The 25,333-nt window shown below is 37.0% G+C and carries 20 protein-coding genes and 1 pseudogene; 9 read left to right on the forward strand and 12 right to left on the reverse strand.

Translation table 11 applies throughout. The annotated features are described in order from the left end of the window. The first annotated feature begins 80 nt into the window (after positions 1–80). Positions 81–1,502, forward strand: a complete 1,422-nt coding sequence (locus tag B0G92_RS15635; RefSeq protein WP_101472932.1) for an MFS transporter — start codon at positions 81–83, stop codon at positions 1,500–1,502. Positions 1,503–1,698: 196 nt separating this feature from the next. Here B0G92_RS15635 and B0G92_RS15640 read toward each other — a convergent pair whose 3' ends face one another. Both B0G92_RS15640 and B0G92_RS15645 read right to left on the reverse strand, forming a co-directional pair. After that, positions 1,699–2,805, reverse strand: coding sequence for a hypothetical protein (locus tag B0G92_RS15640; RefSeq protein ID WP_101472933.1), 1,107 nt, complete (start codon positions 2,803–2,805; stop codon positions 1,699–1,701). Between the two features lie 168 nt (positions 2,806–2,973). After that, the gene (locus B0G92_RS15645; protein WP_101472934.1) at positions 2,974–4,140 is read right to left on the reverse strand and encodes a hypothetical protein; all 1,167 of its coding nucleotides are present in this window, start codon (positions 4,138–4,140) and stop codon (positions 2,974–2,976) included. A gap of 212 nt (positions 4,141–4,352) precedes the next feature. Between B0G92_RS15645 and B0G92_RS15650 the strand changes: the two genes are divergently transcribed. Then, positions 4,353–5,084 carry a response regulator transcription factor gene (locus B0G92_RS15650; protein WP_101472935.1) on the forward strand — a complete coding sequence of 244 codons (732 nt, stop codon included), beginning with the start codon at positions 4,353–4,355 and terminating at the stop codon, positions 5,082–5,084. 228 nt (positions 5,085–5,312) lie between these two features. Next, positions 5,313–6,059, forward strand: a complete 747-nt coding sequence (locus B0G92_RS15655) for a hypothetical protein (protein WP_101472936.1) — start codon at positions 5,313–5,315, stop codon at positions 6,057–6,059. A gap of 33 nt (positions 6,060–6,092) precedes the next feature. Here the strand turns inward: B0G92_RS15655 and B0G92_RS15660 are convergent. From B0G92_RS15660 to B0G92_RS15690, 6 genes and pseudogenes are all read right to left on the reverse strand, one after another. Next, positions 6,093–6,485 (reverse strand): annotated as a pseudogene (locus B0G92_RS15660) (VOC family protein). 178 nt (positions 6,486–6,663) lie between these two features. Beyond that, positions 6,664–7,176: a hypothetical protein gene (locus B0G92_RS15665; RefSeq protein WP_101472937.1), complete on the reverse strand. Its 513-nt coding sequence runs from the start codon at positions 7,174–7,176 to the stop codon at positions 6,664–6,666. Between the two features lie 4 nt (positions 7,177–7,180). Beyond that, positions 7,181–8,590: a S41 family peptidase gene (locus tag B0G92_RS15670; protein ID WP_101472938.1), complete on the reverse strand. Its 1,410-nt coding sequence runs from the start codon at positions 8,588–8,590 to the stop codon at positions 7,181–7,183. A 714-nt stretch (positions 8,591–9,304) separates the two neighbouring features. Next, the gene (locus B0G92_RS15680) at positions 9,305–9,601 is read right to left on the reverse strand and encodes a Bor family protein (protein WP_056072690.1); all 297 of its coding nucleotides are present in this window, start codon (positions 9,599–9,601) and stop codon (positions 9,305–9,307) included. Positions 9,602–9,799: 198 nt separating this feature from the next. After that, positions 9,800–11,326, reverse strand: coding sequence for a phosphoethanolamine--lipid A transferase EptA (eptA, locus tag B0G92_RS15685; RefSeq protein WP_101472939.1), 1,527 nt, complete (start codon positions 11,324–11,326; stop codon positions 9,800–9,802). Beyond that, the gene (locus B0G92_RS15690; RefSeq protein WP_101472940.1) at positions 11,307–12,140 is read right to left on the reverse strand and encodes a phosphatase PAP2 family protein; all 834 of its coding nucleotides are present in this window, start codon (positions 12,138–12,140) and stop codon (positions 11,307–11,309) included. The genes eptA and B0G92_RS15690 overlap by 20 nt, the downstream gene beginning before the upstream one ends. Before the next feature lie 512 nt (positions 12,141–12,652). On the opposite strand from B0G92_RS15690, the gene B0G92_RS15695 reads away from it, so the two are divergent. Continuing rightward, positions 12,653–13,288, forward strand: a complete 636-nt coding sequence (locus B0G92_RS15695) for a hypothetical protein (protein WP_101472941.1) — start codon at positions 12,653–12,655, stop codon at positions 13,286–13,288. Between the two features lie 19 nt (positions 13,289–13,307). Here B0G92_RS15695 and B0G92_RS15700 read toward each other — a convergent pair whose 3' ends face one another. Further along, on the reverse strand, positions 13,308–14,243 hold the full coding sequence (locus tag B0G92_RS15700; protein ID WP_101472942.1) for a hypothetical protein: 936 nt from the start codon (positions 14,241–14,243) through the stop codon (positions 13,308–13,310). Between the two features lie 262 nt (positions 14,244–14,505). On the opposite strand from B0G92_RS15700, the gene B0G92_RS15705 reads away from it, so the two are divergent. Next, positions 14,506–15,456: a DUF4421 family protein gene (locus tag B0G92_RS15705; protein WP_101472943.1), complete on the forward strand. Its 951-nt coding sequence runs from the start codon at positions 14,506–14,508 to the stop codon at positions 15,454–15,456. 140 nt (positions 15,457–15,596) lie between these two features. Here B0G92_RS15705 and B0G92_RS15710 read toward each other — a convergent pair whose 3' ends face one another. The 3 genes from B0G92_RS15710 to B0G92_RS15720 all read right to left on the reverse strand — a co-directional run bounded on the left by B0G92_RS15710 (position 15,597) and on the right by B0G92_RS15720 (position 17,751). Beyond that, positions 15,597–16,790 carry an MFS transporter gene (locus tag B0G92_RS15710; protein ID WP_101472944.1) on the reverse strand — a complete coding sequence of 398 codons (1,194 nt, stop codon included), beginning with the start codon at positions 16,788–16,790 and terminating at the stop codon, positions 15,597–15,599. Between the two features lie 64 nt (positions 16,791–16,854). After that, a complete protein-coding gene (locus B0G92_RS15715; protein WP_245867914.1) occupies positions 16,855–17,154 on the reverse strand; it encodes an ArsR/SmtB family transcription factor in 300 nt (99 codons plus the stop codon). 132 nt (positions 17,155–17,286) lie between these two features. Next, positions 17,287–17,751, reverse strand: a complete 465-nt coding sequence (locus tag B0G92_RS15720) for an Lrp/AsnC family transcriptional regulator (RefSeq protein WP_101472945.1) — start codon at positions 17,749–17,751, stop codon at positions 17,287–17,289. A gap of 498 nt (positions 17,752–18,249) precedes the next feature. Here B0G92_RS15720 and B0G92_RS15725 point away from each other — a divergent pair, with 498 nt between their 5' ends. The 4 genes from B0G92_RS15725 to B0G92_RS15740 all read left to right on the forward strand — a co-directional run bounded on the left by B0G92_RS15725 (position 18,250) and on the right by B0G92_RS15740 (position 25,318). Then, positions 18,250–21,348 (forward strand): SusC/RagA family TonB-linked outer membrane protein, encoded by a 3,099-nt coding sequence (locus B0G92_RS15725; protein WP_101472946.1) that lies wholly within the window; start codon positions 18,250–18,252, stop codon positions 21,346–21,348. An 11-nt stretch (positions 21,349–21,359) separates the two neighbouring features. Continuing rightward, positions 21,360–22,778 carry a RagB/SusD family nutrient uptake outer membrane protein gene (locus tag B0G92_RS15730; RefSeq protein ID WP_101472947.1) on the forward strand — a complete coding sequence of 473 codons (1,419 nt, stop codon included), beginning with the start codon at positions 21,360–21,362 and terminating at the stop codon, positions 22,776–22,778. A 122-nt stretch (positions 22,779–22,900) separates the two neighbouring features. Further along, entirely contained in the window at positions 22,901–23,800 is a 900-nt protein-coding gene (locus tag B0G92_RS15735; protein WP_101472948.1) for a MerR family transcriptional regulator, read from the forward strand. A 54-nt stretch (positions 23,801–23,854) separates the two neighbouring features. After that, on the forward strand, positions 23,855–25,318 hold the full coding sequence (locus B0G92_RS15740) for a phytoene desaturase family protein (protein ID WP_101472949.1): 1,464 nt from the start codon (positions 23,855–23,857) through the stop codon (positions 25,316–25,318). Positions 25,319–25,333 lie beyond the last annotated feature (15 nt).

Below are 25,333 nucleotides of genomic sequence, written 5' to 3' on the forward strand. Positions count from 1 at the left end.
CAATCAATTGTTTTCAGCCTGCAAATTATTTCAGGCAACTAACAATTAACAGACAAATTAAAACACTAACTAAAATAAATATGGAAACTAGTACTGCAACAGCACAGTCAACACCTTATAGCAAACGATGGGCGGCTCTTTTCTTATTATGCACCGCCGAGTTCTTAGTAATCATGGACACCTCAATTATTGGAGTAGCATTACCGGCAATAAAAGAAGATTTGGGCTACTCGCAAACCGGCCTGCAGTGGATTTTTAACGCCTATGTTATTCTGTTTGGTGGTTTTTTATTACTCGGCGGACGCCTATCGGATTTGTTTGGGGCTCGTAAAATATTTATGTGGGGCTTTGTCATATTGACCGCAGCTTCATTGCTGGCAGGTATGGCCTGGTCTGAATCCGCACTCAATACCGGAAGAGCCCTTCAGGGATTAGGTTCTGCATTCATTGCACCGGCAGCATTAACCTTAGTTATCTCCAAATTTACAGACCCAAAAGAACTGAACAAGGCACTGGGATTTTGGGGAGCATCTGCCGCAGCAGGCGGTTCTGCCGGAGTTTTCCTTGGTGGTGCTATCACTGAATGGCTTTCATGGCATTGGATATTCCTTATTAATATTCCAATAGGCATTATTGTGCTGCTTCGCAGCCGGAGTCTGCTATTTACCGGCGATACCCGAAAGGGAAAAGTGGATATGGCAGGTGCAATTCTGGCTACAGCCGCTCTTATACTAATGGTATATGCTATAGTAGCGTCAGAAACTGCAGGTTGGGACTCGGTTCAGACTATTGGTCTTTTAATTGTATCACTGGCATTGCTATTTGCCTTTTATTTAACTCAAAAACATAAAAGCGAACCTTTGGTGTCGATGTCGATTTTCAAAGTTCAAAATCTTTCAGCAGGTAACATCGTGATGGCCTTACTGGCAGCAGCATGGATACCGTTATGGTTTTTTCTCAATCTGTATTTACAGCAAACCTTACATTATTCAGCATTCAACAGCGGACTTGCACTATTGCCGATGACATTGGCTATTATGTTCCTGATGGTTGGTGTTACAGGAAAACTGGTCGCGAAGTTTGGCTTTAAATCTAATATGATTGTAGGATTGCTGGTACTTGCCGCATCACTGTTTTTATTTAGTATAGCCCCAACAAACGGAAACTTTATAGCCCATGTATTGCCTGCATCATTGCTTGGTGCGATAGGCATGTCACTTACCTATATTCCCGGAACAATAGCCTCCATGTCTGGTGCAAAACCAGAAGAAACAGGATTGGCATCAGGGTTAGTCAACACAAGCTATCAGGTAGGTTCGGCTCTGGGATTGGCAATCATAGTAACCATTTCTGCCGCTAAAACGAATGCTCTTAAAATGGCCGGGGAAGTAGAAACCACAGCTCTCAATTCCGGTTTTCAAACGGCGTTTTTCTCTGCGGGAGTGGTTTGTATTGTCGCTGCTCTTATTGCTATGGCATATATACGTACGCCAAAACAGTAACCTGTACTGTTCTATATTTCAATCACCCTCACCATCTTAAGTTGCAAAACCCGCCTTGTATGGCGGGTTTTGTAGTTAATGCAAAGGATTTGCTATATAGTTTGAATTTTCGCCTAAATAAAATAAGCGATAACAGTTTACAAATTGATAGTAACAAAAATGCATAATTATTTAATTAAGGCATCTACTAATTACTCTACATATCATAAAAATCCTTGTTTACAGTTATATTATACAATCTATGATAACTATATAACTTATTATCCCGTATTCCAAAATATTGTAAAGAAAAAAGAGGATTAGTTGTTTTAACGGATACTAAACGCCTTCTTTTCTCCTTAAAAAGATGAAGGGTCCGTGCCTGATTACAATTGGCATATGCTGTACCTGAAGTATTTGAACTTTGTCCATTAATTCCAACCGTAATCAATAACCTCCTTGGTCTCCATACTCCATTTATCTTTTTATAACCTCTGGTTTTAGATATAATCTTACTTGGGGAAAACCAATGAGGATGTTGTACCCTACTGCTTCTTTTTATTGCATAAAGACTCGAAAATTCATATGTGTCTTCATAAACCATAGTTTTGCACCCATATGATGCTCTTGTTGTTCCAGGGGTAACCACTATTACATTTGGATTATCTGTTGGAATTTTTCCCTGACTTACCTGGGAAATCGCTTTTAAATCATTATTGATAACTTCAATCCTGTTTCCTTTATCATTCAAGAATTTATAATATACATAACCTCTTTTTTCATCATTAACAATGACTTCGCCATTAGAGCTTAATAAAGCTCTTTCAGACTGATCCTGAATAAAATGATTATCAGGATCTGCATTTGCATCCCAACCCCTATCACCTTGTCGGCTCAGCCAAACTCTTTCTAACGATTCAATTTTACTTCTTAAAGAGCAAAAAGCCAAATCTTCTTCAAATCTGCGCAGTACGTTATCTTCATCAAAACCTGCAGCATCAGCTAAAGTATTATACCTGTCTTCAGATATATTATTTGGAAGATTTGAGTCAAATACATCACAATCCCTCTCTACCATCTGGTCTAATCCCTCAACTGTTTCCCAATAGTGATTCCAACTTGGAAAAATTAAAATGTTGTTTTCACAATTAACCCCATTATCAATCCGTGTTGATTGAATGTAGTTAAACATTGAACTTTGCCGCTGTCTTCGCATTAATGAATTGTCATTGTTTGCATTTTGTTCCTGTGGCAAATCCGCTCGTTCACAAGAAACAGCCATTAATCCAACTAGAATTGATAGGCTTAAAATAATTTTCTTCATAAGTGTTTAATTAAATTTTGATAAAATTATTCGTAAAAGAGTTAATAGCTGCTACACAAAAAGGCAGAATTTACTTTCAAAATTGAATTCTATCCTTTTGTGTAGTATAACTGATTAACAAAAATTAAGAAAAAAAAAGGACGTCTTATAGACGTCTTTTCTTTGATTTTAATTACCTGGCATATCATAATAATCCTTGTTTATAATTAAATTTCCTCTTTTATGATAACTAAATAATTTATTATCCTGTAATGAAAAATTATATCTCCTTGGAGTCCCAATAGGAGCTATATTAGTCGTACTTTTTGCTACAACTCTTATTTTACGCCTTTTTCTCTCTTCAAAAAGACGAATACCTCTTTCCTCAATACAATCAACATATGTTAAACCTGGTATATTTTGTCCTGGACCATTGATTCCAGCAGCTATCAACATTTTTCTGGATCTCCATTTTCCATTTTTCTTTTTATAGCCTTTGGTTATAGCAATAACTTTACTTGGAAAAATACTTGTACAAGGATTATTTAAACAATTTGTACCCCAGGCACGCCTTACCTTACTTTTTCTCTTAAACCTATCTGCCCCAGAGACTTCATAAGTAATCTGTGTCACTTTATTTTTACATTTATTGGAATCACTTTCTTTGTCCGGACGAACAACCACAACATTTGGATTCCCTGTTGGGATTCTTCCACGACTCACCTGAGAAATCGCATCCCTATCATTATTGAGAACTTCGATACGGCTTCCTTCATCGTCTAAAAATTTATAATAGACATAACCTCTTCTCTCGTCTCCAACAATAACTTCGGCATTAGGGCTTAGTAAAGTTCTTTCAGCCTGGTCATCAATAAAATGGTTATCCGGATCTGAATTAGCATCCCATTCCCTATCACCCTGACGATCCAGCCAAGCTGTTTCCAACAATTCAATTTTACTTCTTAACGAACAAAAGGCCAAGTCTGTTTCAAATCTGCGCAATACGTTATCTTCATCAAAACCTGCTGCGTCAGCTAGGATATCATACCTTTCTTCAGATATATTATTAGGAACAGTTGAGTCAAACGCATTACAATCCCTCTCTACCATCTGGTCTAATCTGTCGATAGTTTCCCAATAATGTCTCCAGCTCGGAAAAATTAAGATGTTGTTTTCACAATTAACATCACTTTCGATTCTTGTAGATTGGATGTAGTTAAACATCGAACTTTGTCGCTGTCTTCGCATTAATGAATTATCATTGTTTGCATTTTGCTCTTGCGGCTGGTCTGCACTTTCACAAGAAACAAGTACCAAACCAGCTAGAAATGATAGGCTCAAAATAATTTTCTTCATAATTTGTTTAATTAAATTTTGATAAAATTATTCGTAAAAGAATTAAAAACCACTACACAAAAAGGCAGAATTTACTTTCAAATTCAAATTCCACCCTTTTGTGTAGTATATTGATTGACAAACTATTAAAACTATTTTCTATTTTTGTAAAAAGCCCATACAAAATTCTCTACTCAAGCAGTAGAAAAATATATGCACTTAACTTTTGAGCCATGCAAAATACCTATACTAAACATTCAGAACAACCCTATGCGTCACATACGGCTTATCTCGAAATAGCCAAGGCTTTTGACAGACTCACTTATAAAAGCATTTATATTTTTGATTGCATTCAACGAAAAATCGAATATATATCGAATCATCGCTTTTTCTTACACAACCACACACCGGAAGAAATTATAGAAATGGGCGAAGGTTTTTTCCACACCTTTATCAAGACGGAAGACCAACCCATCGTAAATCAGGCAAATGAAGCGGGTTTTGCTTTTTATGCTGCATTACCCGAATCAGAACGTAAAAGCTATACATTGGCATACAATTTTCATCTGGTTGATAAAAACCAAAACACCTTACTTGTTAACCACAGGCTTACCCCATTATTAATAACCAACGAAGGTAAGATATGGAAAACTTTAGGTATGATTTCATTGGCCACAAATAATTCGTCAGGAAACATCACTCTTACCAAAGATGGAGACAATTCCATTCTGAAATATGATATCGAAGCAGACCAATGGATAGGCCATAGCAAAATAGCGCTTTCTGAAAGAGAAATCCAGATTCTTCGCTTTTATGCCCAGGGGCTTACAATCAATGGAATTGCTTCCGTCCTAAACCTCTCTGCCGATACTATCAAATTTCATCGCAGAAACCTGCTCCAAAAACTGGAAGTAAACAATATTAATAAAGCACTGGCATATGCAACAGCCTGTAAGCTTATATGAAGATTAAAGTAATTAATCCCGAATGGGGTGTCTTGATTTATGTAAAATTAATTGTTACTGTTTGGAGAATGTAGCTTTTGAGTACGTTTAAAAATTCTTTTCTTAATGAGAAGAAATCAGTAAAAAGAATTTTACATCAAACAGTAAATATTACAAATCTAATTAGCAATAGCGTAAAGGTAAAAATTCATGATTTCGGAAATTTGACTATACAAAAAATATCAAATCATGAATACACATCAGCACGCAGTCAAACCGATAGTAAAAATTACTTATGAGCCACAAAACATAGCCGCTGACGAACCGGCATTCTTTGTTATTTCGGTTACCGAAAATTATAAAAATATTCCTTTGGAAGAAGTACACACCAAGAAAATGCATCTCTTGCTGGTGAACGACGAATTAACATGGTTTGACCATATTCATCCGGAAGAACAGGCAGACGGTACTTATTATGTTTCTGAAATTTTTCCGTCATCCGGAAAATATCTTTTGTTTATTGACTACAAACCCATAGACCATCCGGCAACTATTGCAAAGCACACTATTGAGGTGGACGGCAAGTATCTTTACAAAAAACCGGAATCGGATACAAAATTGGCATCCGTTATTGATGGCTATACGGTAATTTTAGTCAACGGAAAAGATTTAAAAACAAATGCCAAACAAAGCCTGCAATTTTCAATCGAAAAAGACAGCATCCTTCTTGAAGAAAAAGATATGCAACCTTATCTTGGAGCCAATGCGCATATTGTAATGATAGGCAAAGCGGATAAAGATTTCCTTCACATACATCCCATGTCAGACAATCGTTTTCCTGTCTATGCTGAAACCTATATTAAAAAAGCCGGTTTATACAGAATGTGGGTACAGTTTAAAATAGATGGAAAAATCCATACCACAGATTTTACTGTAGAAGTTTCAGAAAATGAGGAAATGGGAGAAAATCATAACGGTCATGGTGGTCATCATTAAGGAAAAACAAAGTGAAATCCTCCAAAAAAAGTATCAACCCATTGGTGTACAAATTTCAATTAAAAAGCCATCAAGGTCTCTTAGATAGGCAACGATTTGTCCCCACGGTTTTGTTTTTGGATTTTCAACAACAGTGGCACCTGCATTTACAGCTTTTAAAATAGTTTCCTCTACATTTTCTGTAGTAAAACCTATTTAAATTCCAAATGGTTTGGTTGCTATATTGCTTTCTATAAAACCATCTGTCAAGTTTGATTTTGCTAATACTGTTGAAGCAAACGAAAGTGTCGTTTCTCCAACTAAAAGTTCCCCATAATCATTTTCAGGTGACACAAATTTTCTTGAAAAGCCGAATGCGTATTCATAAAACTCAATGGCTTTTGTCACGTCCTGAACATATAAAATGGTGTAAGCAAATTTTATCATTTGTCGTTTTTATTATTTTTATTCGTTAATGTCAAAGCTCTGTATTGGTAGTTTGGTTGGTTAAAATTGCGACTAATGGTTGTGCCTTTGATGTAATAAATTTAGTATTGATTTTGATGAAATCCTACTTTCTAATTTGTACAGATGTTTTATAGGAGCATTCCTAAAATCGTGTTTATTATTGATTCAATTGCCCTAATTTCTTTAGTATTTCGGTTAATTCATCGGGTTTATTTGTTCCTATGAGCAATTTCTTATTATCTGTAAATTTAAGTTGCAGGCCTTTGTTACCAGAAACATTAAGAGCCTTTCCTTTTCCCATAAAATCGTAACGCAAACCCCATCCTCCATACTCAGCAATGGGAGCATATTGTCTTACATAAGATTTTGTCAATGTCTTCCAGGCATAATGCCGAAATTTTAAATGAAAAGGAAAAAAACGAACATAAATCCCGTCTTTCCTTATTATGGTCTCAAGCCGGAAGCTAACAAACAGAAAGGTAAGGAATACCGTTAGTGCCGTTGTTATTATAAGTCCTGTATTGCTCATTGGTTTGTCTCCATAAGGTTCTCCGCCAACAACCTGCTTAATTACACCAAACAAAAAAAGTCCGTTAATGCCTAACAGGATGAACCAAAGCCACCATTGCTTGAACCTTTGTCTTTCTGTAAATAGGATTTCGTTATCCATTTTTTTATTTGCTGTTTAATGTCTCATCCACAAATTTTATCCAATTGTATTCTGATACTGAACCGTCAATAAAATAATCAGGTTGTAAACCGATATCGTCTATGGCAAAATCCGGAATTCTGTAACTTCTTGACAAACCATAGTAAAGTTCAAAATCTTTACAAGGTGATTCAATAATGTTGACATTAGAAATATCCAGCATCCCACGGGTAGTCTTTCCGTATAGCTTGACCTTCTTGCTTTGTTTTGCGGTCAATAAAAACTGTTCGGTCGTACTTCCATTTTTTTCATTAATTACAATACCGATGTTTTCCGGGTATCTTGTTATTTCTTTACGAGTCTGTATAAAAACGTCTTTATTAAAAATATCTACAAATTTTCCAAGCGATGCGTTTAAAGTCTCATAATATTTTTTGAAGCCTTCCTGTGATTCTTTGTCAAAGTCAGGATTTTGGGAAAGCTCCAGCATTCTCTGGTTATTAAGAGGCGTAGAATAAAACAGGGTACCCACTGTTCTTATTGGGTTGGTGTATAAAAATGGGATTAACGAACTGTAACTTGCATCGCTACCTCCCGGATTATTACGGACATCAATAATCAGGTTTTTCGTTGCCAAAATTATATCCTTGTTTTTCTCAATAATGCTGTCGATGTGCTTCTTTTCTGAAATTTCAAAATCAGGAATTCTCAAATAAGCAGTATTCTCATTTAATTTTTCAAACAGCGGCTTGGCAGTATCCAACCATTGGATTTCTTTTGAAATAGTAGCATCTTCCTTAATTTCAGGATACTTCTTTTGTAAAATAGTACTATTAAGTTTTAGATAAGTATTTCCTATAGTTGTAATTTTACTAATCTTTTGGGGAGACTTGTTTCCTAAATAAAGAGTTCCATCATTTTCAGTAAAAACAGTTTTTACATCACCAACTTTCCAGTTTTTATTGGTGGAAGAAAGGATTGTGCCTACATATTCGTTGTTTCTGCGTTTTATTGCGATAACATAACTGCCAAAACTCCAAATTCCTTCATATTTATCCTGTGTCTTCTTTTTACTCAAATATTTTTTAAAATCTTTTTCATTAACCGGGATGTTCTCAACCGTGAAATTGGTTTCCTGAACAGGCTCTTTTAAATATTTAATCCCGATATGTCCGTCACGAAAAAACCGAACCCATTTATCTATTACTATGGCACATTCTTTATCATTAGGAAGCTGTTTTGCTTTTTCCAAATACATTTGGCTATGAAGTTCATAAGCATCTCTTCCTTTTTTGCTGATTATATATTCAAATCCTGCGTCGTTTTCTTCAAATGTTTTTTTCACCCAATTAAAATTGCTTTCACAATCACAGTTTTGGGCATAACTAAAGGTGGAAAAAGTTAATAACAGGAGTGGTAGAATTTTTCTTTTCATTATGATAGTATGTAATTTTTATATTCTGAACATGAATCTGTCTGATACAATGGTAGGATTGCATTACAGTGAAATTCATGGGGGTATTTTATTGTCTTTTTTGATTGTTTTTATAGTTTCTCACCAGGACATAGACTGAAAATAGAAAAGTAATGCTATAAATAACAGCTAAGCCTGTATGCTCAAATTTTAGTGTTTTAAAATCGAACTGTTTAAATAAGACACTTCCCAGAATGATTGCTATTATACCAAAAATAAACGATGACGCTTTGTTTTTTTCCATGATTTTCAATGTTTTATCAAATACCAATCAGGTACTCCGATTTTGTGTCTAAAATACTTATTTTTAGCTATATTTTATTTCCGTTCTTATCAAAACTATCGGAACAATAAATGTTGCTGACTACAGTAAACCGGCTCTATTTCTGCACTGTGTTGTAGCTAGCTTCTCTTTCTGTATATTTTGACTCCTAACCAAATAGTAATGCTGATGATTAATAGCAGTATAATTACCAAACCTGTCAGGTACCCTAAACCGTAATCGGTTAGGCGATTGTAATCACATATAAATATTCTCCCTATTTTATAAGTCAAGATTAGTCCTATTATCAATAGAAGGAAAAAAAGTATTTTTCTCATTATTATTTTGGGTTTTATTTTAAAAATCGCAGAGAGGGGAAATATTTCATCCCACTCTCTGCTGGAATTTTCAGCTTACTTTTGAACTGTTGTAGTTGTTGGTGTGTAAATACCAAAAGTCAAACCAGCAATTAAACCGTTAATAAACGAATGTTTTGTAGTAACAGTATAGTCAGTTGCTCCTTCAGCCATTGCTTTAGCATCCGAAACTCCAACCGGAGCCAAACCATAAATTACATAGTGATTCCATTTTGAAACTTTTTGCTCTCCTTTAGCTCCTTTTCCTACCACAGTAGTGTAAGTATAGCATGAAGTAAATAGTGTTGAGCATAGCAAAGCTCCAACTGCCAGAGTGAAAACTCTTTTTTTCATAAATTATCTTTTAAGTTAAATTTCCTTACTCATAAGGCTTTTCAGTAACGCCCCGTTTTTTGAGTGGTTTCTGGTCTCCACTATATTTTAATTTATTACACACTTCGTTTTTCACAGATTTTTGATTACTGCCACTCCAATCTGATAACAAATTCATCCGAAAGAGAATAATTTTTGAACTTTTTTTACCTTGAACCTTTATTGAAATATGTTCATTTCTTCATTATAGACAGGACTCTGTATACCCAGGAAATTCAATACACTGTGAAACACATGGTGTTGCGTTAGTGACTTGTTGGGCTTGAGTTGTTTTGAGCCGTCAGACACCCAAACCAGAAAAGGAATTTCATACTGTTCTTTTGGAGCAATGCTCATAGGCATTCCATGCATGTACAGGTTTTTCTCTCCCAAAGATTCACCGTGGTCTGAAACAAAAATCATCGAACTTTTATACTCTTTCAACTGTTTCAGGTTTTCTATCACACTGTTCAGAATATAGTCCGTATAGACGATGGTGTTATCGTAGGCATTGATAAGTTCATCCTTTGAACAGTTACCCAATTCGACACTGTTGCATACGGGCTTGAAATTCTCAAACCGGGACGGATACTTTTTACTATAAGTAGGCCCGTGACTTGTACTTGTGTGTAATACCACCAACACCTTATCTTTTTTGCTGGCAAGTATCTGTTCTTTCAACCCTGACAATAAAACTTCGTCATAGCCACATCCTTCACCCTGGCAGTCCGGCAGGAGAGCATCACGCTTCTGGTAGTTTTTTATATGAACCGGAGGTTCTCCCCAATTAGTTGTTCTCCAGATGACCTCTGCATTATTCCTGTAAAGGTAGTTGGGCAGTATCTCATACAGCTTTCCCGTATCGGCATGCTCCAGAATACATTTCACTCCCGCGGTAGTATAGGTGGCACAGGAAGTTGCTTCAAAATGGGACAGGTTTTCCACTTTGGAAAGCAGCGGATTAGTGTTTCTCGCATACCCATAGAGTGAAAAATTCTGCTTCCTTGCTGATTCTCCGATAACCAAAACCACAACCGATTTTTCGGTATCTTTTATAGTAGCATCCGGTAACAGAATTTCTTTCTTGTTCTTCTGGTATTTGTGAATATAAAACAAAGAGGTGTTTACAGTATAAGACCAGGGCATTGCAAGTCCTCCTAATTGTTTTGAGTTTTTATCAATCCACAGCCAGTTACTGGCATTGGCAAATGCCATACCTACTATAAACAACAGTGTAAGAGACAAAGTGGTTAAAAATTTCTTCAGCGGCACACTTGTTATTTTTGTTTTGACAATAAAGACAGCGGGAATAATTCCTAGAAAGATGACATATAGCACCAATTTAAAAGAAAAAAAGCTGCTGGATTCTTCATAATTGGTATTGAGGACATTGCCAATCATACTTTCGTCTATAATGACACTGTAGGTATTGACAAAATACACTGCAACTGCGCTAATGATAAAAAATAAAACCAATAAAAATTTCCCGACCGGACGAGAGAGATAAAGTATCAGGTAGAAAGCAAAGGCATTGGCGACCAGCATCAGCACCACGAGACTTACAATCAGAAGAATGCCGTTTCCACTTTTGTAGTCAACATTATTAAAGACATAGCCATAGAATGGAAAATGGAAAAACACAAAGTTCAATAAACTCATCAGTAAGGCAAAATGGGCTAACTTCAGTTTATTTTTTATCTTTAACATAGACCGTGAAAATTTTATACAATGAGACAACTAAGCTAAGGAATGCGAGGTAAAACACTATCAAATTTTCATTAATTATTTTGGTAATTAATAAAATAGCACTAACCAGAAATAGAAGAAGAATGACGTGATAATATTTTTTATTGCCAATCCAGGACAGAATTTTATATTTCCGACTGATAAAAATACCTAAAAGCCCGCAAATATATCCCACAATACTACCTACAATGACATCAATCGGGTAATGGGCTCCTACTCCAACTCTGGTAAAAGCAAGCCCAAAGCCTATAAGGATTAAGAAAAAAATCCATCCCATTTTGTACCATAATCTTTTAGGCATAAGGGCAAACATCAGCACGGTTAGAACTGTAAATACTGTAATGGAATGTCCGGAAGGCAGGCTGGTACATCCGGAGAGCCTTTTGCCAATGATAGAAAAACCTTCATTATCAAATACTGCTGCTGGCCTTGGTACTGCAAATATATTTTTTAGCAGGCTGCAAAATACTAGTGAAACCAATGAACCGGATAGTAAGGCTTCCCACATTTTAGGAGCATATAGAACAAAAAGACCCAGAAGCGATAAAAAGACCAATGCATCCCCAAATTGAGTAAAATTATGCAGCAGGTTTGGGTATGGTGCCAGTTTACGATTAATAAAAAGAAAGCTATTTTTCTGTATTTCCGCATATTCATTAATACACAAAGCATTCTGTGCATACAGAAACAAAACAATCAAAATCAGTAAGAAGAAAGGTAACAGGAATACAGGTATTTTGAGCCTGGAATAATTATCAATAACTTTTGCGTTCATATGCCCTATTATTTAGATACATGCCTTACTAAAGCTCACTTCAGCAGGTATGGAATTAAAATTTAATTGGGCTTTTGAACGATTTGACTCTTAAAGTGTCAAATACGCTTTTTGGTAAAACACTACATAGGAGTATCTTACCGATTTCTTTTATCGTGTTCTTTTATTCTATAAGTTTTTTATTTGGATTTTTATTTATAAGATAGGTTCTCATTTTTAGGAAAAAGAATCTGCCTAAAAGAGAAACGAAAAAAATAATTGCAGTAAGAAACAATAACAAAAATTGCTTTTCCATAAGTTTTTTTAATTGGCGTTTAAATTTGAAATGGTATAATTACCATAACTGTGTTTTCGGCAAACATAAAAATTTTTTAAACATCTACATAACCAAAATTTATATTTTACTTAAAATTATTTTTTTTATAACATTTATTTATCATTAAATTATTTATGCTATTTTTATAAAATTAAAACTACATTATATTCTATATAAGCCACTTAATTCAATACTTATGGACCAGTTAAAATCAAGAATCAAGAAATTTAATGAAATAATTGACCGCACATTTGATGATGAGGAAGGCGAGTCAGAATACAGAATAGAACAGGCGGAAGTTGCAAGTACAGAAGAACTAAAAGAATTATCAACTTTTTTAGACGCTGAAATACCCAAGGAATTATTGGCATTTTATCTACAGATTGGTGGCATACGAAACCATGCATTTGATGTTTACGGTTTAAATATTCCGTCTGCTAATAGTTTATTGAAACAACTAAAATCCGAACGGCGTTACGAAAAGCGACAATCTATGGGGCTTATTGATGGTATTAAGCATTCCTGGAGCAATGACCGTCCGGAATTTAGCCATATACCCGAATCCAAAATCAACTACATTAATACTAATTATAAATGCATTGGTTTGCATCATTACGATTGGCAATTTGAAGAAGCTTTTTATATTTATTTTGACAAAAACCACCAGTTTGGGCTGTTGCGTTACCATCAGGATAAATTTGACACTTTATGGCAGGAACATCTTACTCCCCTACTCACGGAAAGCCAGGCCAATCAAACTCTGGAACAATTGCTCATACAGGTTTTAGACCGGTTGGAAGAAGGAATACTTAATGATTTCAATGGGAATTAACAGTAAACTTTATATGGTTTTATTCAATTTTATACATCTGGTTTCTACAATCCAAAATCATTTTTCGGTTTAGAAACAGTTTATTTCCAATCATTCCCTGCATGCCTGAAAACTTCATCAAAAAGTTTTGCGCCTTGGATGTGCCTTCAATGTAAGTCACTTCTGAAAGTTGTAACGTTTTGCTTCCAAATCTTATTTTTTGATGGGACGATGCTGTCATTACCGTTAGTATTTTTCCCCATGAATTTCCTTTATCAATTTTTACTTCACCGCCTTTTCTGTACTTTTCCCATTTATCCTTATTCATAATAAGTTCATAGCCACTTGTTCCGGAATCATACATCAGCTTCAGGTTTTCATTACCAATCACTGCCGGAATGAGAATCCTTCGTTTCTTAAATTCAAATCTTTCAAAACCACTACCTTCTCTTTTTTTAGAAAAGGAGCAGCGGCTGTTTTTAAAGTCCAATGTGACAATCCTTTTTTCCAACAAATCCGTTCCAAGGGTTCCTATTATATTTTGGGCATCGGGATTTTCAAAATCGGCCTTAGTTCCATAATCTAATACTTCAAAAAACTTTGATGAAACCTTCATATCCCGAAGCGAAAAATCCAGTGCTATTTTTCCTTTTTCTGTCTCTTCCGGAATCCTGTCAGGAAACCTGGCCTTAACAGATTGCAAAGAGTTCTTATAAAATACCGTTACGGGCGAACCCAAATCCAACTGCATATAAAACAACTTATCAATTCCATCAATTCTGACAGGTAAAAGAATGGCCCCATATGGATTTTCATCATTTCCCTGCCACACCATAGGAATACCTTCAGATAGGCCCGAAACGGTAAGATAATTTTGAGGTGGCGAGAATCTCTTTTCAAAATAGAAATAACCTCCAATTAACGATAAGGCAATAAGCGCCAATAGGCCCAACAGGATTTTTTTTAAAGTTTTCATTCTGATTTCTTTTTCGTGCAAGATTCGGAATCAAAGTTGAATTTAACCCTAAAATCAATACGCCATTATTGTGACAATTTTACGACACAATCATAACATTCTTTATTTCAAATAAATACAAACCCTTTTCTTTCAAACACAAGACTCAAAAATTATCTATTATTTAATGTGATAGTCGCGGCTCTTCTTTATTTTAGTACTTTTATAAAGATTTTTTCTTACAATAAATAATCCTGACAGACTATTCGCGTTTTATATCCTGATGAAACCCTATTTCTTCCTTCTCTTCTTTTTTATGACGTCCTTTTCGTGGGCACAACGCGACAGCACCTATATCAGACCTTATGAGCATAATTTCTCGATAAGGACCTATCTGGCGATTAATTTTCTGTCGATGGAGCAACAGACAGGCACCGAGGAATATAAAAAATTCATGCCCAATAATCCTCCCAATATTGGTTTGGGATTCTCAATGAACAATACGATTGTAAATGTCAGTTACGGACAGGGATTCAATTTTATGAGAGATAAGGAAAAGGGAAGAACCAAGGCGCTGGACCTGCAAATACACAATTACGGAAAGAAATTCACCTTTGATATTTTTATACAGCGATACCGCGGATTCTATGCAGAAGACGAATCGGGTAATGTGCTTGCCCTTTATCCTGACCTGAAAATCCGGCAATATGGCGCTTACGGACAATACATCTTCAACAATAAAAAATTTTCATACAGGGCTGCCTTTAACCAAAATGAAAAACAGTTAAAATCGGCAGGAAGCTTTCTGATTGGCGGAGGTGTTTATTTTTCAAAGATTGAATCAGACAGTTCATTTGTACACAAAAAAAGAAATTCGCTGCATAATTTCCAATTTGGCGTAAGTGGTGGTTATGCTTATCTATGGGCAATCAACAAAAAATGGTTTGCGAGTATCTCGACTACTGTTGGTGTCAATATTGGTTCCGAAAAATTCAACACCTTTGGTAAAGAAAAAATCGAGGTCTATCCTACTTTATTTCCGCGCGTAGCTTTAGGTTATGATACTGAAAACTGGTCGGCGGGACTTTCATTTGTCAGCAATACCGTATTTTCGGCCTTTTCAGATAATGAGCATTCAAATGTCAGCCTGTTTTCCGGAAATTTTAAACTTTCCTATATCCGAAGATTCGATTCTTTCGACTTTCTAAAAAAGAAGAAAAAACAGATTGATTGATAGTAATGTCCTACTATAATAAGGCCTGGCGTCTTTGCAAGGAAATAATTCCCCGCAAAGACGCCAGGCCACAAAGAGAAAGTAATTTGAAAAATCTTAAATCTTAAATCTTAAATCTTAAATCTTAAATCTTAAATTTTTTATTCACACGAAACAACCTTCACAGGCTCTGCTTCTAATTCCTGTTCTACTTCCTTATGCTTCTTCTCCAGTGTAATAAACGTAAATCCAAAAGCCAACAGCAATAACGGAACACTCAACCAAATAACTTCGTGCACGCCATACTGTGCTATGACAAAACCGCCAAGCAAAGTTCCCAATGTGATACCGGCATTAAAAAAAGAAGGCATCAGACCATTTACACTTTCAAGTGCCTGTTCCGGAACACCATTTATGATGTGGATATTCGCAGCCAGGAAGCCTCCCGTGTGGATAAAGCCCCATATCGACAGAATAATAACCATCGGAACAAAAGCACCACCAAATTGATACGCCAATAAATGGATTCCTATCAGGGACAGTAAAAACAATCGGTTAGTTAGCATTACGTTTTTGCTGAGTGCGATTCCCATAAGCCAGTTTCCAACAATACCGGTCACACCAAAAACAAGCAGCATAATGCTGATTTCCGTACCATTCATATGCGAAATCTTATCCATATACTCGGCCAGATAACCATAAGTTGCAAACATTCCCGCCACTATAATCAAAGACGTAAAAAGCTTGAACCATACCTGAGGTTTGTCTAATACTTTTACCTGATTTTCTGTAGGCAGTTTTTCTTCCACAGGCATTGAAGGAACAAAAAGAGCCAGGGCTATAAAAGCGATAAGGTTAATGATTCCCGCCAAAGCGAAGGAAGCCCTCCAATCAAACAAATCTGCCATGTAAGTTGTTATTGGAACACCTAATACGGTTGCCACACTAAGGCCGGCCATCACAACAGAAATTGCTTTTGGAGCATCTTTAGGTCCGGCCTGTTTTGCTGCTGCAGACATAGATACTGCCCAAAAAACAGGATGCAAAAAAGCTGGAACGATGCGGGCAATCATTAGCATTGTGAAATTAGGAGAAATAACAGAAAGCAGATTCGATATTACAAATACAGCCAAAACGGCACACATTATGGTCTTGCGGTTAATCTTAGCCGTTAGCATTGTAGTAAACGGACCCGCTACAGCAACAGTCAGTGCAAAAGCACTTAACAGCCAGCCTGCCGTATCGATTGAAACCTGAAATTCTTTTGCCAGCGTTGGCAAAATACCTATAACTCCAAATTCTGTGGTAATAATACCGAAGGCTCCCAAAGCCATTATATAGATTGACTTATTCATTAATTCAAATATTTAAATGTTTCTATTAATAATAAAGGTTAAAAAATTTTGTAAGCAGGCAAAGCTAGCCTTTCAGGTTGTTGAGGCTGGCGATATACTCGTCAAGTACTTTTTGGTTGAGCGAATATTTTAGGTTTCTTCCTTCTTTTTCAGGAATAAGAAGGTCAGCATCTACCAATTGCTTGAGGTGGTGCGAAACAGAAGGCTGTGTAAGGTCGAGCATATCATTAAACTCGGCACAGTAAACACCATCATGCTTTTTTTTGAATTGCTGCAAAATAGCAATTCTGCTCACATCGCTCAGGGCTTTAGATATTTTCTCTATTTTTTTGTTATCCATCATAGCAATTATGATAACTATCATTTGGTAAATCTGTTACAAAATTACAAAACATATAGAAACATATAAATATATACATGGATAAATTTGATTTAAATATCAACAATATCTATTCTGTAAGGTCAAGCCCGCGGAAAAGCTACCTTTTCCACTGATCTACAAACAGTTGATTACGGAACTTTCTTTAATGCTCCTGATAACAAAAGCACTTTTGATATTGGAAATAATTTCAAGTTTTGAGATTTTATGTACGGCGAAATTCTGATAATCTTCCATATCATCCAGTAAAAGTTTTAGGAGAAAATCATAAGTACCGGCTATATAGGATGCTTCCAAAACCTCATCAAGTCCTAAAACATACGATTCAAATTCTTCAAAAAGCGATTCCTGATGCCTCACAAGCGTTACCTGGCAATACACCAATAATTTTTTTCCCAAAGCTTTGGGGTCGATTACGGCAGCATAATTCTGAATGACACCTGCAGATTCCAACTTTTTGATTCGCTCATGAACCGGAGTAATTGACAGGTTTACCTTCTCTGCCAGCTGTTTTATAGATTGTTTTGCATCTTTTTGGAGTTCCAGCAGCAATTTTCTGTCGGTTGCATCTAATGTTATCATAGTATGATTTTCTATTTTGGATAAAAAGTCCAATACAAAACTATACAAAAATACTATTAAAAATAGATTAAAAAGAAAAACATACTGATTTTGATGTGTTTTACAGAATTAAAGTGTTTTATTAAATACATTTGCCACAGAAATACGGACTAAAAATTTGATACCAATCAAATAATAAAATCTACCCAATGAATCAGTTTACAAACATCAGCAAAAACCCAACTTCAAAATCTAAAAACTTTTTTGGCTTTTTAGAATGCATGATGCTATGTAAAAATTGTTGGCATAAAGCCACAACCTGCTGTACAAACAGTACTTCAATGTATAGCGCATCAATGAATTATTGGTGCATGAATATTTCATAAAATCGTAAGACCTCGACTTTGTATAAAACAAAGGAGGCTTGTGCGAGCCTCCTTTTTTTGTGCCGTTTTTTATAGCAGCTAAAAAACGATACGTATAAGTGTATGCTGCTAAAATTAATCAAATCTTTTAAAAATGAAGAGTAAACTATCAAAAATTCTATTCGGATTTTTGCTTCTCAATGCGCTAATAGCAGCAGCGCAGGAAAAGGAAATTTCCGGATATGTTACTGATGCGAACAGTCTTTCGCTGCCCGGCGTTACCATAGCGGTAAAAAATACGACACTGGGAACCCAAACCGATTTCGATGGAAAATTCACCATCAAAGCGACCCCGGAAGACATTCTTGTTTTCACCTTCCTGGGATACAAAACCCGAGAAATTAAAGTAGGCAGCCAATCCAATCTGACGGTACAGCTTTTGGACGAAAGTGTTGGTTTGGACGAAATTGTAATCGTTGCCTACGGAACCCAAAAACAACGTGCGGTTGTGGGTGCCATTGGAAAAGTGAGCAGTGAGGTTTTAGAAAAGCAGCAGGCCACTTCTGTAATTTCTGCCTTACAAGGTTCTGTTCCGGGTGTCAGCGTTATTAATTCCAGCGGTCAGCCGGGTGAAAGTCCAACAATACGCGTGAGGGGAATCGGCTCAATAAACGCCTCCGCTTCTCCGCTGATTATTGTAGACGGTGTTCCTTTTAACGGAAACATCAATTCCATCAGTTCCGACCAGATTGAATCTATGAACGTCCTGAAAGATGCAGCGTCAACCGCTTTATACGGTTCCCGTGGAGCCAACGGCGTTATTGTCATCAAGACAAAATCAGGCAAGAGAAATTCCCTGCCGCAGGTAAGTTTCAGGGTTTCTTCGGGAATCTCCGGTGATGCGGTAAAAACCCATGAAGTTTTAGGCACTAATGACTATGTAAAATATTTATGGGAAGCCCGAAAAAACACCTATCAGTATGTTCAGGGGCAAACTCCTGAAAATGCAGCCAGCAATGCGGCTTCAGGATTGGTTAGCGCTTTGGGATACAATCCATACAATGTTTCAAACATTATCGATTCGAACGGACAATTAAATCCGAATGCCCAATTAAACTGGGAAACGAATTGGAAGGACGAACTGTTCCGGAACCAAAGCTTTAGGAATGAGTACAATTTCAATGTGAGCGGCGGTAGTGAAAATACCACCTACTTCTTATCCGGAAATTACCTGAATCAGGACGGATTGGTCAAAACCTCGAAGTTTGAACGTTCCACATTCCGATTAAATGTTGATACTAAAGTAAACGACTGGCTTGAAGTGGGAAGCAATGTTGCCTATTCGGCCTCACGACAAAACTTTCCTGTGCAATCCGGCACTTCCTTTACCAGCGCCATGAGTTGGATTTATGCCATGCCAAGCGTATACCCTGTCTACAGACGAAATCCAGACGGCAGTCTTGTATCAGGAAATATTTTTGACTACGGAAACACAACGCAATTGGTGAACGGAGTACGTCCTTTAATGAGTGGCGACAATGCTGTAGGTTCGCTTTATAAAGACCAGAACCGCAACAACAGAAGCAATGTAAATCTTAACGGATATGCCAAGTTTTTACTGACGGATAAGCTTTCCTTCAAAACCAATCTGGCGTATGAGGATTATAATTATGATGCCAAAGAATATATGAACTCTGTTTACGGGCAGGCATCAAGCGTCAATGGAAGAGTGAGCCGTGAAAAGACCAGCACAAAAACCATAAATTTCATCAATGCATTACGCTATGACAATAATTTTGGAGACCATTCTGTTGGTGTTGACGTAATTTACGAAGCCTATCAATCCAAAAATGACCTGTTTGCAGCTTCATCGACCGGATTTTTGCCGGGCGTAACGGTTATAGGCGGCGGAACTACTCCTGAATCTGTAGATGGTTATGTTTTGGAAGACCGTTTAAACAGTTTCTTAGGAAGAGTGAGTTACGATTTTGCAAACAAATACTTTCTGGAAGCTTCCTATAGAAGAGACGGTTCTTCCCGATTTTCACAGGAGGTGCGTTGGGGTAATTTCTATTCAGTTGGAGCTTCCTGGATTATTTCGGATGAGAATTTCTTAAAAGACAGTAACGTGGTCAATCTTCTGAAATTAAGAGGTTCTTATGGTGAATTGGGTAATAACCAGACTTCTTCCTATTTCCCGTATATCCAGAGTTTTGAAACAGGTTTCAGCCAACTGGAAAATCCCGGCGTTTTGCTAGGCGACCGTGTTGATAAAAACCTGACCTGGGAAAAAACGGCATCGTTCAACATTGGACTGGATTTCAGCCTTTTCAACAGCCAACTGGAAGGTTCTGTAGATTATTACAACAAGAGTTCAATCGACCTTTTGTACAATGTTCCGATTCCGTCATCAACCGGAAATACAAGCGTATTGACCAATGCAGGTTCTCTAAGAAATTACGGTCTGGAGGTTAGCCTTACATCACATAACATCAAAACCGATAACTTCTCGTGGGATACGAATCTGAATTTTTCTTTAGACCGAAACAAGATTACGGAACTGACGCAGGATTCTTTTATCACAGGCCTGAATCGTTGGGAAGTAGGACGCTCGCTTTATGATTTTTATCTGAGAGACTATGCCGGTGTCGACCCGAATGACGGTTATGCTATGTGGTATAAGGATGTGGTTGATGCCAACGGAAATGTTACCGGAAAAGAAACGACTAAAAATTATGACGAAGCAACAAGATATTACAACAAATCGGCCCTTCCTGCAATCATTGGAGGTATTACGAATTCAGTACAGTTCAAAAGATTTGATGTAAGTGCCTTGTTCAATTTCAGTTTGGGCTCCTATGTCTATGATTCCGATTATGCAGCCCTGATGGGTGGTATTTCAAGAGGAAGGCAAAGCTCACCCGATATTGAAAACCGCTGGACAAAACCGGGTGATATTACCAATATTCCGGTATTGCTCAACTCGACCAATAATTTTGCGGCGGCTTCCACCCGATTCCTGTACAAAAATGATTATGTGAGATTGAAAGCGCTGACGTTAGGATACAGCCTTCCAATTGAAAGTATTCATAAACTGAAAATTAATCAGGCAAGGATTTATCTTCAGGCAGACAACCTGCTGACATTCCAATCGCATAAAGGAATCGACCCGGAACAAAGCATTAACGGAACAACCAATTTCAGGTCGCCGCTTTCAAGAACCGTGACATTAGGATTCAACCTTAATTTTTAACACCTAAAGACATGAAAAAAACATATATTTTACTCGTTCTTCTATCTGCAAGTCTTTTGCAGACCGGATGTTCTTCCGATTTCTTAGATGAGCCTAAACCTACAAATAATGTCACTCCTGATGTTATTTTCAGCAATCGCGCAGGTGTCGATGCTTTTATTGCAGGAATCCTTCGATTGAACCGCGGCCAGTTTCTAAACAATGAAGCAGCCGGCTTGCAGTCTGTTTATTTTGCAAGAAGCGTTAGGGGCGAATCGTTAATCCAGAAACAGATTTGGTTTGGCGACGACTACGATTTCCAAAACCGGGAAGCAACTTACACACGCCCCAATTTCACCTGGAGATTTTCGTATAAGATTATTGACCAATTGAACAATCTGATTAAAGGAATAGAATCAAGCAGCCAGCTTTCGGAACAGGACAAAAGGGAAACCAAATCGCAGGCATTAGCATTGAGAGGATTTTATTATTTCCAACTGGCCCTGGAATTTGGCGATGCCTACCAGTCACCTAAAAACCTGCAATTCCCTCCTATTTATACAGAGCCTACTTCTGAAGGAAAAGGAATGTCGACAAAAGCTGAATTTTTCGGTCAGATTTTATCCGATTTAGAAACGGCAGTCGCCGGCTTGTCTGAAGAACGAATTGACAAATCGTATATTAATAAACAGGTTGCACAGGCTTTTTTGGCCCAGGTATATCAATATACCGGAGATTGGAATAATGCAAAAACAACTGCCCATGAAGCCTATGGTGGAAACACCAGTGCCGTTTTGGATGCGGCAAGCTATTCCAAAGGTTTTAATGATTTTAATGCCAGAGAATGGTTATGGGCATTGCCACAAACCGCAGACCAGAGCGCTTATTACATGTCACACCCGCATGCTATGATGGACCATGTTGCCGTAGCCTATCACGGAACATTTATTAATGATGATTTTGTCAACCTGTTTTCCGGAACAGATGTCAGAAATTTATTTTCAAATCTTTATAATGCGCCTGTTGGCGACTGGCAGGAATTTGTAACTTCAAAATTCAAGTTTACGTTTGATGCCGATATCCCTGTCATCCGTTATCCGGAATTGATTTTGATTGAAGCCGAAGCCGAATATCATTTGGGGAACGAAAGCAGGGCACGCGAACTGCTGGATGCCATCCGTTTAAACAGAGATAATCAGGCGCAAGCTTCAACAGCTTCAGGTAATGCTCTTTTTGAACTTATCCTAACGGAACGAAGAAAAGAATTTTACGGGGAGAACGGTATCGAATGGTTTGATGCAAAACGTCTGCTGCGTGGCATTACACGTACCGGAAACCACAGAACACATATCAATCTGACCGCAGACGATAAAAGGTTTGAGCTTAAAATTCCGCAAGAGGAAATTGACGCGAACCCGAATATCACAAATTCCGTAAACAGTAACCGATAAATCATCGCAGCAGAAATCCTAAAAACGCAATCTAAAACATAGGTTGCGTTTTTTTATATCCTTTATCGTATTTCCAATGCTGATTTATTTCATTATTTTTGTTTAATCAACTCTAAAAAACGATGAACAGCAGTAAAAGTACTTTTAGCATTAAGGACCTGGAAAATTTATCCGGCATAAAAGCCCATACCATACGTATCTGGGAAAAAAGGTATAATATACTGAAACCCATGCGTACCGTATCAAATATCAGGCTATACGATACTGAAAACCTACAGAAACTGCTCAACATTACGCTTCTGCACAGCCACGGCTATAAAATATCCAAAATCTCAAAATTCCCTCCTGAAAAGATTCCGCAGCTTGTGAGTGAAATCATTTCCGACAAAAATATTAACAGTCAGGTTATCAGCTCCTTCAAGATGGCCATGATGGATTTTGACCAAAGACTGTTTAATACCACCTATGAAAACCTTCTTGTAACAAAATCGTTCGGAGAAATTTTTAAAGAATTGTTCATTCCGCTGCTAAATGAAATTGGAATGCTTTGGCAAACCGGAACAATTACACCTGCCCACGAACATTTCATCAGTTATCTAATCAGGCAAAAACTATTAAGCAACACCGAACAGTTACAATTGCCGGACCCGTCCAAAAATGAAAAAATCTTTGTACTGTATCTGCCGCAAAATGAAATCCAGGAACTCGGACTGATGTATCTCAACTATGAAATCCTTTCACGCGGTTATCAGACCGTTTATCTGGGACAATCTATCGCTATTGAAAACTTAAAAGGATTGGCTACCCATTTTGATACTATAGTGTTCCTGTCTTATTGGACTACGTTCCCCGAAGCAGACACCATTCCGGAATATCTTGAGAAAATACAACAAGAAATTTTGAGCAGCGGTCATTCAGAATTTTGGGTTTTGGGAAAAATGACGCACTATATCCCTACGGAAAACCTTAATCAAAAAATTTCCGTATTTACTACTTTACAACACGCCCTAAACAAACTATAATTATTTCTTAAAAACTAAATTTTGTTTATCATTTTACTATATTTGTTAAACAATATGAGCAAAAACATCAAAATCATAGGTTCCGGCTTTTCTGCCCTGGCAGCATCCTGCTATTTGGCAAAACAGGGCCACTCTGTTACCATTTATGAAAAGAATGCGACAACAGGAGGACGTGCAAGGCAATTAATAAAAGACGGTTTTACATTTGACATGGGACCAACATGGTATTGGATGCCCGATGTTTTTGAGAGGTTCTTTGCAGATTTTGGAAAAAAGCCTTCAGACTATTATGAATTGTCGAAGCTATCACCTGCCTATAAAGTATATTTTGGAGAGAAAGACAGCATTACCATTGCCGACAATCTCGATGAAATAGCCGCAACGTTTGAAAATACAGAAAAAGGCAGTTCGCAAAAACTAAAGGAATTTATTTCTGAGGCTCAGAGCAATTATGACATAGCCATAAAAAATTTGGTCTACCGTCCCGGAGTTTCACCTTTGGAACTGATAACTCCCGAAACCATGATGAAAGTGGGGCAATTTTTTGGCAATATTTCAAAAGATGTCAGGAAGCGTTTTAAAAACAGAAAACTTGTACAGATACTCGAATTTCCTGTTTTGTTTTTAGGAGCCAAGCCTTCAGACACGCCATCGTTCTATAGTTTTATGAATTTTGCAGATTTCGGGCTTGGAACCTGGCATCCAAAAAATGGAATGTATGCCGTAGTCGAAGCCATGCAAAAACTGGCAGAAGAACTAGGTGTAATAATAAAGACGGACGCTGTTATAGATGAAATTATTGTTAAAGACGGAATAGCAGAAGGGCTTATTTTAAACGGAACTAAAACAGAAGCCGACATCATTGTAAGTGGTGCCGATTACCATCATACAGAAACCCTTTTGCCTCAAAAATACCGGGTTTATACTGAAGAATATTGGAATAAGAAAACATTTGCCCCATCCAGTCTGCTGTTTTATGTAGGGTTTGACAAAAAAATAGCCAATGTAGAACACCATACGCTGTTTTTTGATGTGAATTTTGACAAACATGCAGAAGCTATATATGATGACCCGAAATGGCCGGAAGAGCCTTTGTTTTATGCCAGCTTCCCATCAAAAACCGACAAGAATGCGGCACCTGACGGAAAAGAAGCCGGAATATTCCTGATTCCTCTGGCTCCCGGAATAACTGATACTGAGGAGTTAAGAAATGTTTATTTTAATAAAATCATGGAACGTTTTGAAAGGATTACCGGACAAAGCATCCAAAATAATGTTATATTTAAGGAATCCTTTTGCATCAATGATTTTGTAAAAGAGTACAATTCCTTTAAAGGAAACGCATATGGACTGGCTAATACGCTTTTACAGACCGCTTTTTTAAGGCCCAAACTTAAAAGCAAAAAAGTCAATAATCTATATTTTACAGGCCAACTGACGGTTCCGGGTCCCGGTGTTCCTCCTGCTTTAATTTCAGGAAAATTGGTTTCGGAACTGATTCAGAAGAACAAATCTTAAAATTGCTAAAAACCT

Origin of the sequence: Flavobacterium lindanitolerans, assembly GCF_002846575.1 — a bacterium.
Lineage (GTDB): Bacteria > Bacteroidota > Bacteroidia > Flavobacteriales > Flavobacteriaceae > Flavobacterium > Flavobacterium lindanitolerans.

Bases quoted from the DNA above. Each gene is read 5' to 3' on its own strand.
- B0G92_RS15740 (WP_101472949.1), top strand. From the start codon at position 23,855: ATGAGCAAAAACATCAAAATCATAGGTTCCGGCTTTTCTGCCCTGGCA.
- B0G92_RS15725 (WP_101472946.1), top strand. From the start codon at position 18,250: ATGAAGAGTAAACTATCAAAAATTCTATTCGGATTTTTGCTTCTCAAT.
- eptA (WP_101472939.1), bottom strand. From the start codon at position 11,326: ATGTTAAAGATAAAAAATAAACTGAAGTTAGCCCATTTTGCCTTACTG.
- B0G92_RS15710 (WP_101472944.1), bottom strand. From the start codon at position 16,790: ATGAATAAGTCAATCTATATAATGGCTTTGGGAGCCTTCGGTATTATT.
- B0G92_RS15635 (WP_101472932.1), top strand. From the start codon at position 81: ATGGAAACTAGTACTGCAACAGCACAGTCAACACCTTATAGCAAACGA.
- B0G92_RS15650 (WP_101472935.1), top strand. From the start codon at position 4,353: ATGCAAAATACCTATACTAAACATTCAGAACAACCCTATGCGTCACAT.
- B0G92_RS15705 (WP_101472943.1), top strand. From the start codon at position 14,506: ATGAAACCCTATTTCTTCCTTCTCTTCTTTTTTATGACGTCCTTTTCG.
- B0G92_RS15655 (WP_101472936.1), top strand. From the start codon at position 5,313: ATGAATACACATCAGCACGCAGTCAAACCGATAGTAAAAATTACTTAT.
- B0G92_RS15690 (WP_101472940.1), bottom strand. From the start codon at position 12,140: ATGAACGCAAAAGTTATTGATAATTATTCCAGGCTCAAAATACCTGTA.
- B0G92_RS15715 (WP_245867914.1), bottom strand. From the start codon at position 17,154: ATGATAGTTATCATAATTGCTATGATGGATAACAAAAAAATAGAGAAA.
- B0G92_RS15735 (WP_101472948.1), top strand. From the start codon at position 22,901: ATGAACAGCAGTAAAAGTACTTTTAGCATTAAGGACCTGGAAAATTTA.
- B0G92_RS15730 (WP_101472947.1), top strand. From the start codon at position 21,360: ATGAAAAAAACATATATTTTACTCGTTCTTCTATCTGCAAGTCTTTTG.
- B0G92_RS15645 (WP_101472934.1), bottom strand. From the start codon at position 4,140: ATGAAGAAAATTATTTTGAGCCTATCATTTCTAGCTGGTTTGGTACTT.
- B0G92_RS15720 (WP_101472945.1), bottom strand. From the start codon at position 17,751: ATGATAACATTAGATGCAACCGACAGAAAATTGCTGCTGGAACTCCAA.
- B0G92_RS15640 (WP_101472933.1), bottom strand. From the start codon at position 2,805: ATGAAGAAAATTATTTTAAGCCTATCAATTCTAGTTGGATTAATGGCT.
- B0G92_RS15700 (WP_101472942.1), bottom strand. From the start codon at position 14,243: ATGAAAACTTTAAAAAAAATCCTGTTGGGCCTATTGGCGCTTATTGCC.
- B0G92_RS15680 (WP_056072690.1), bottom strand. From the start codon at position 9,601: ATGAAAAAAAGAGTTTTCACTCTGGCAGTTGGAGCTTTGCTATGCTCA.
- B0G92_RS15670 (WP_101472938.1), bottom strand. From the start codon at position 8,590: ATGAAAAGAAAAATTCTACCACTCCTGTTATTAACTTTTTCCACCTTT.
- B0G92_RS15695 (WP_101472941.1), top strand. From the start codon at position 12,653: ATGGACCAGTTAAAATCAAGAATCAAGAAATTTAATGAAATAATTGAC.
- B0G92_RS15665 (WP_101472937.1), bottom strand. From the start codon at position 7,176: ATGGATAACGAAATCCTATTTACAGAAAGACAAAGGTTCAAGCAATGG.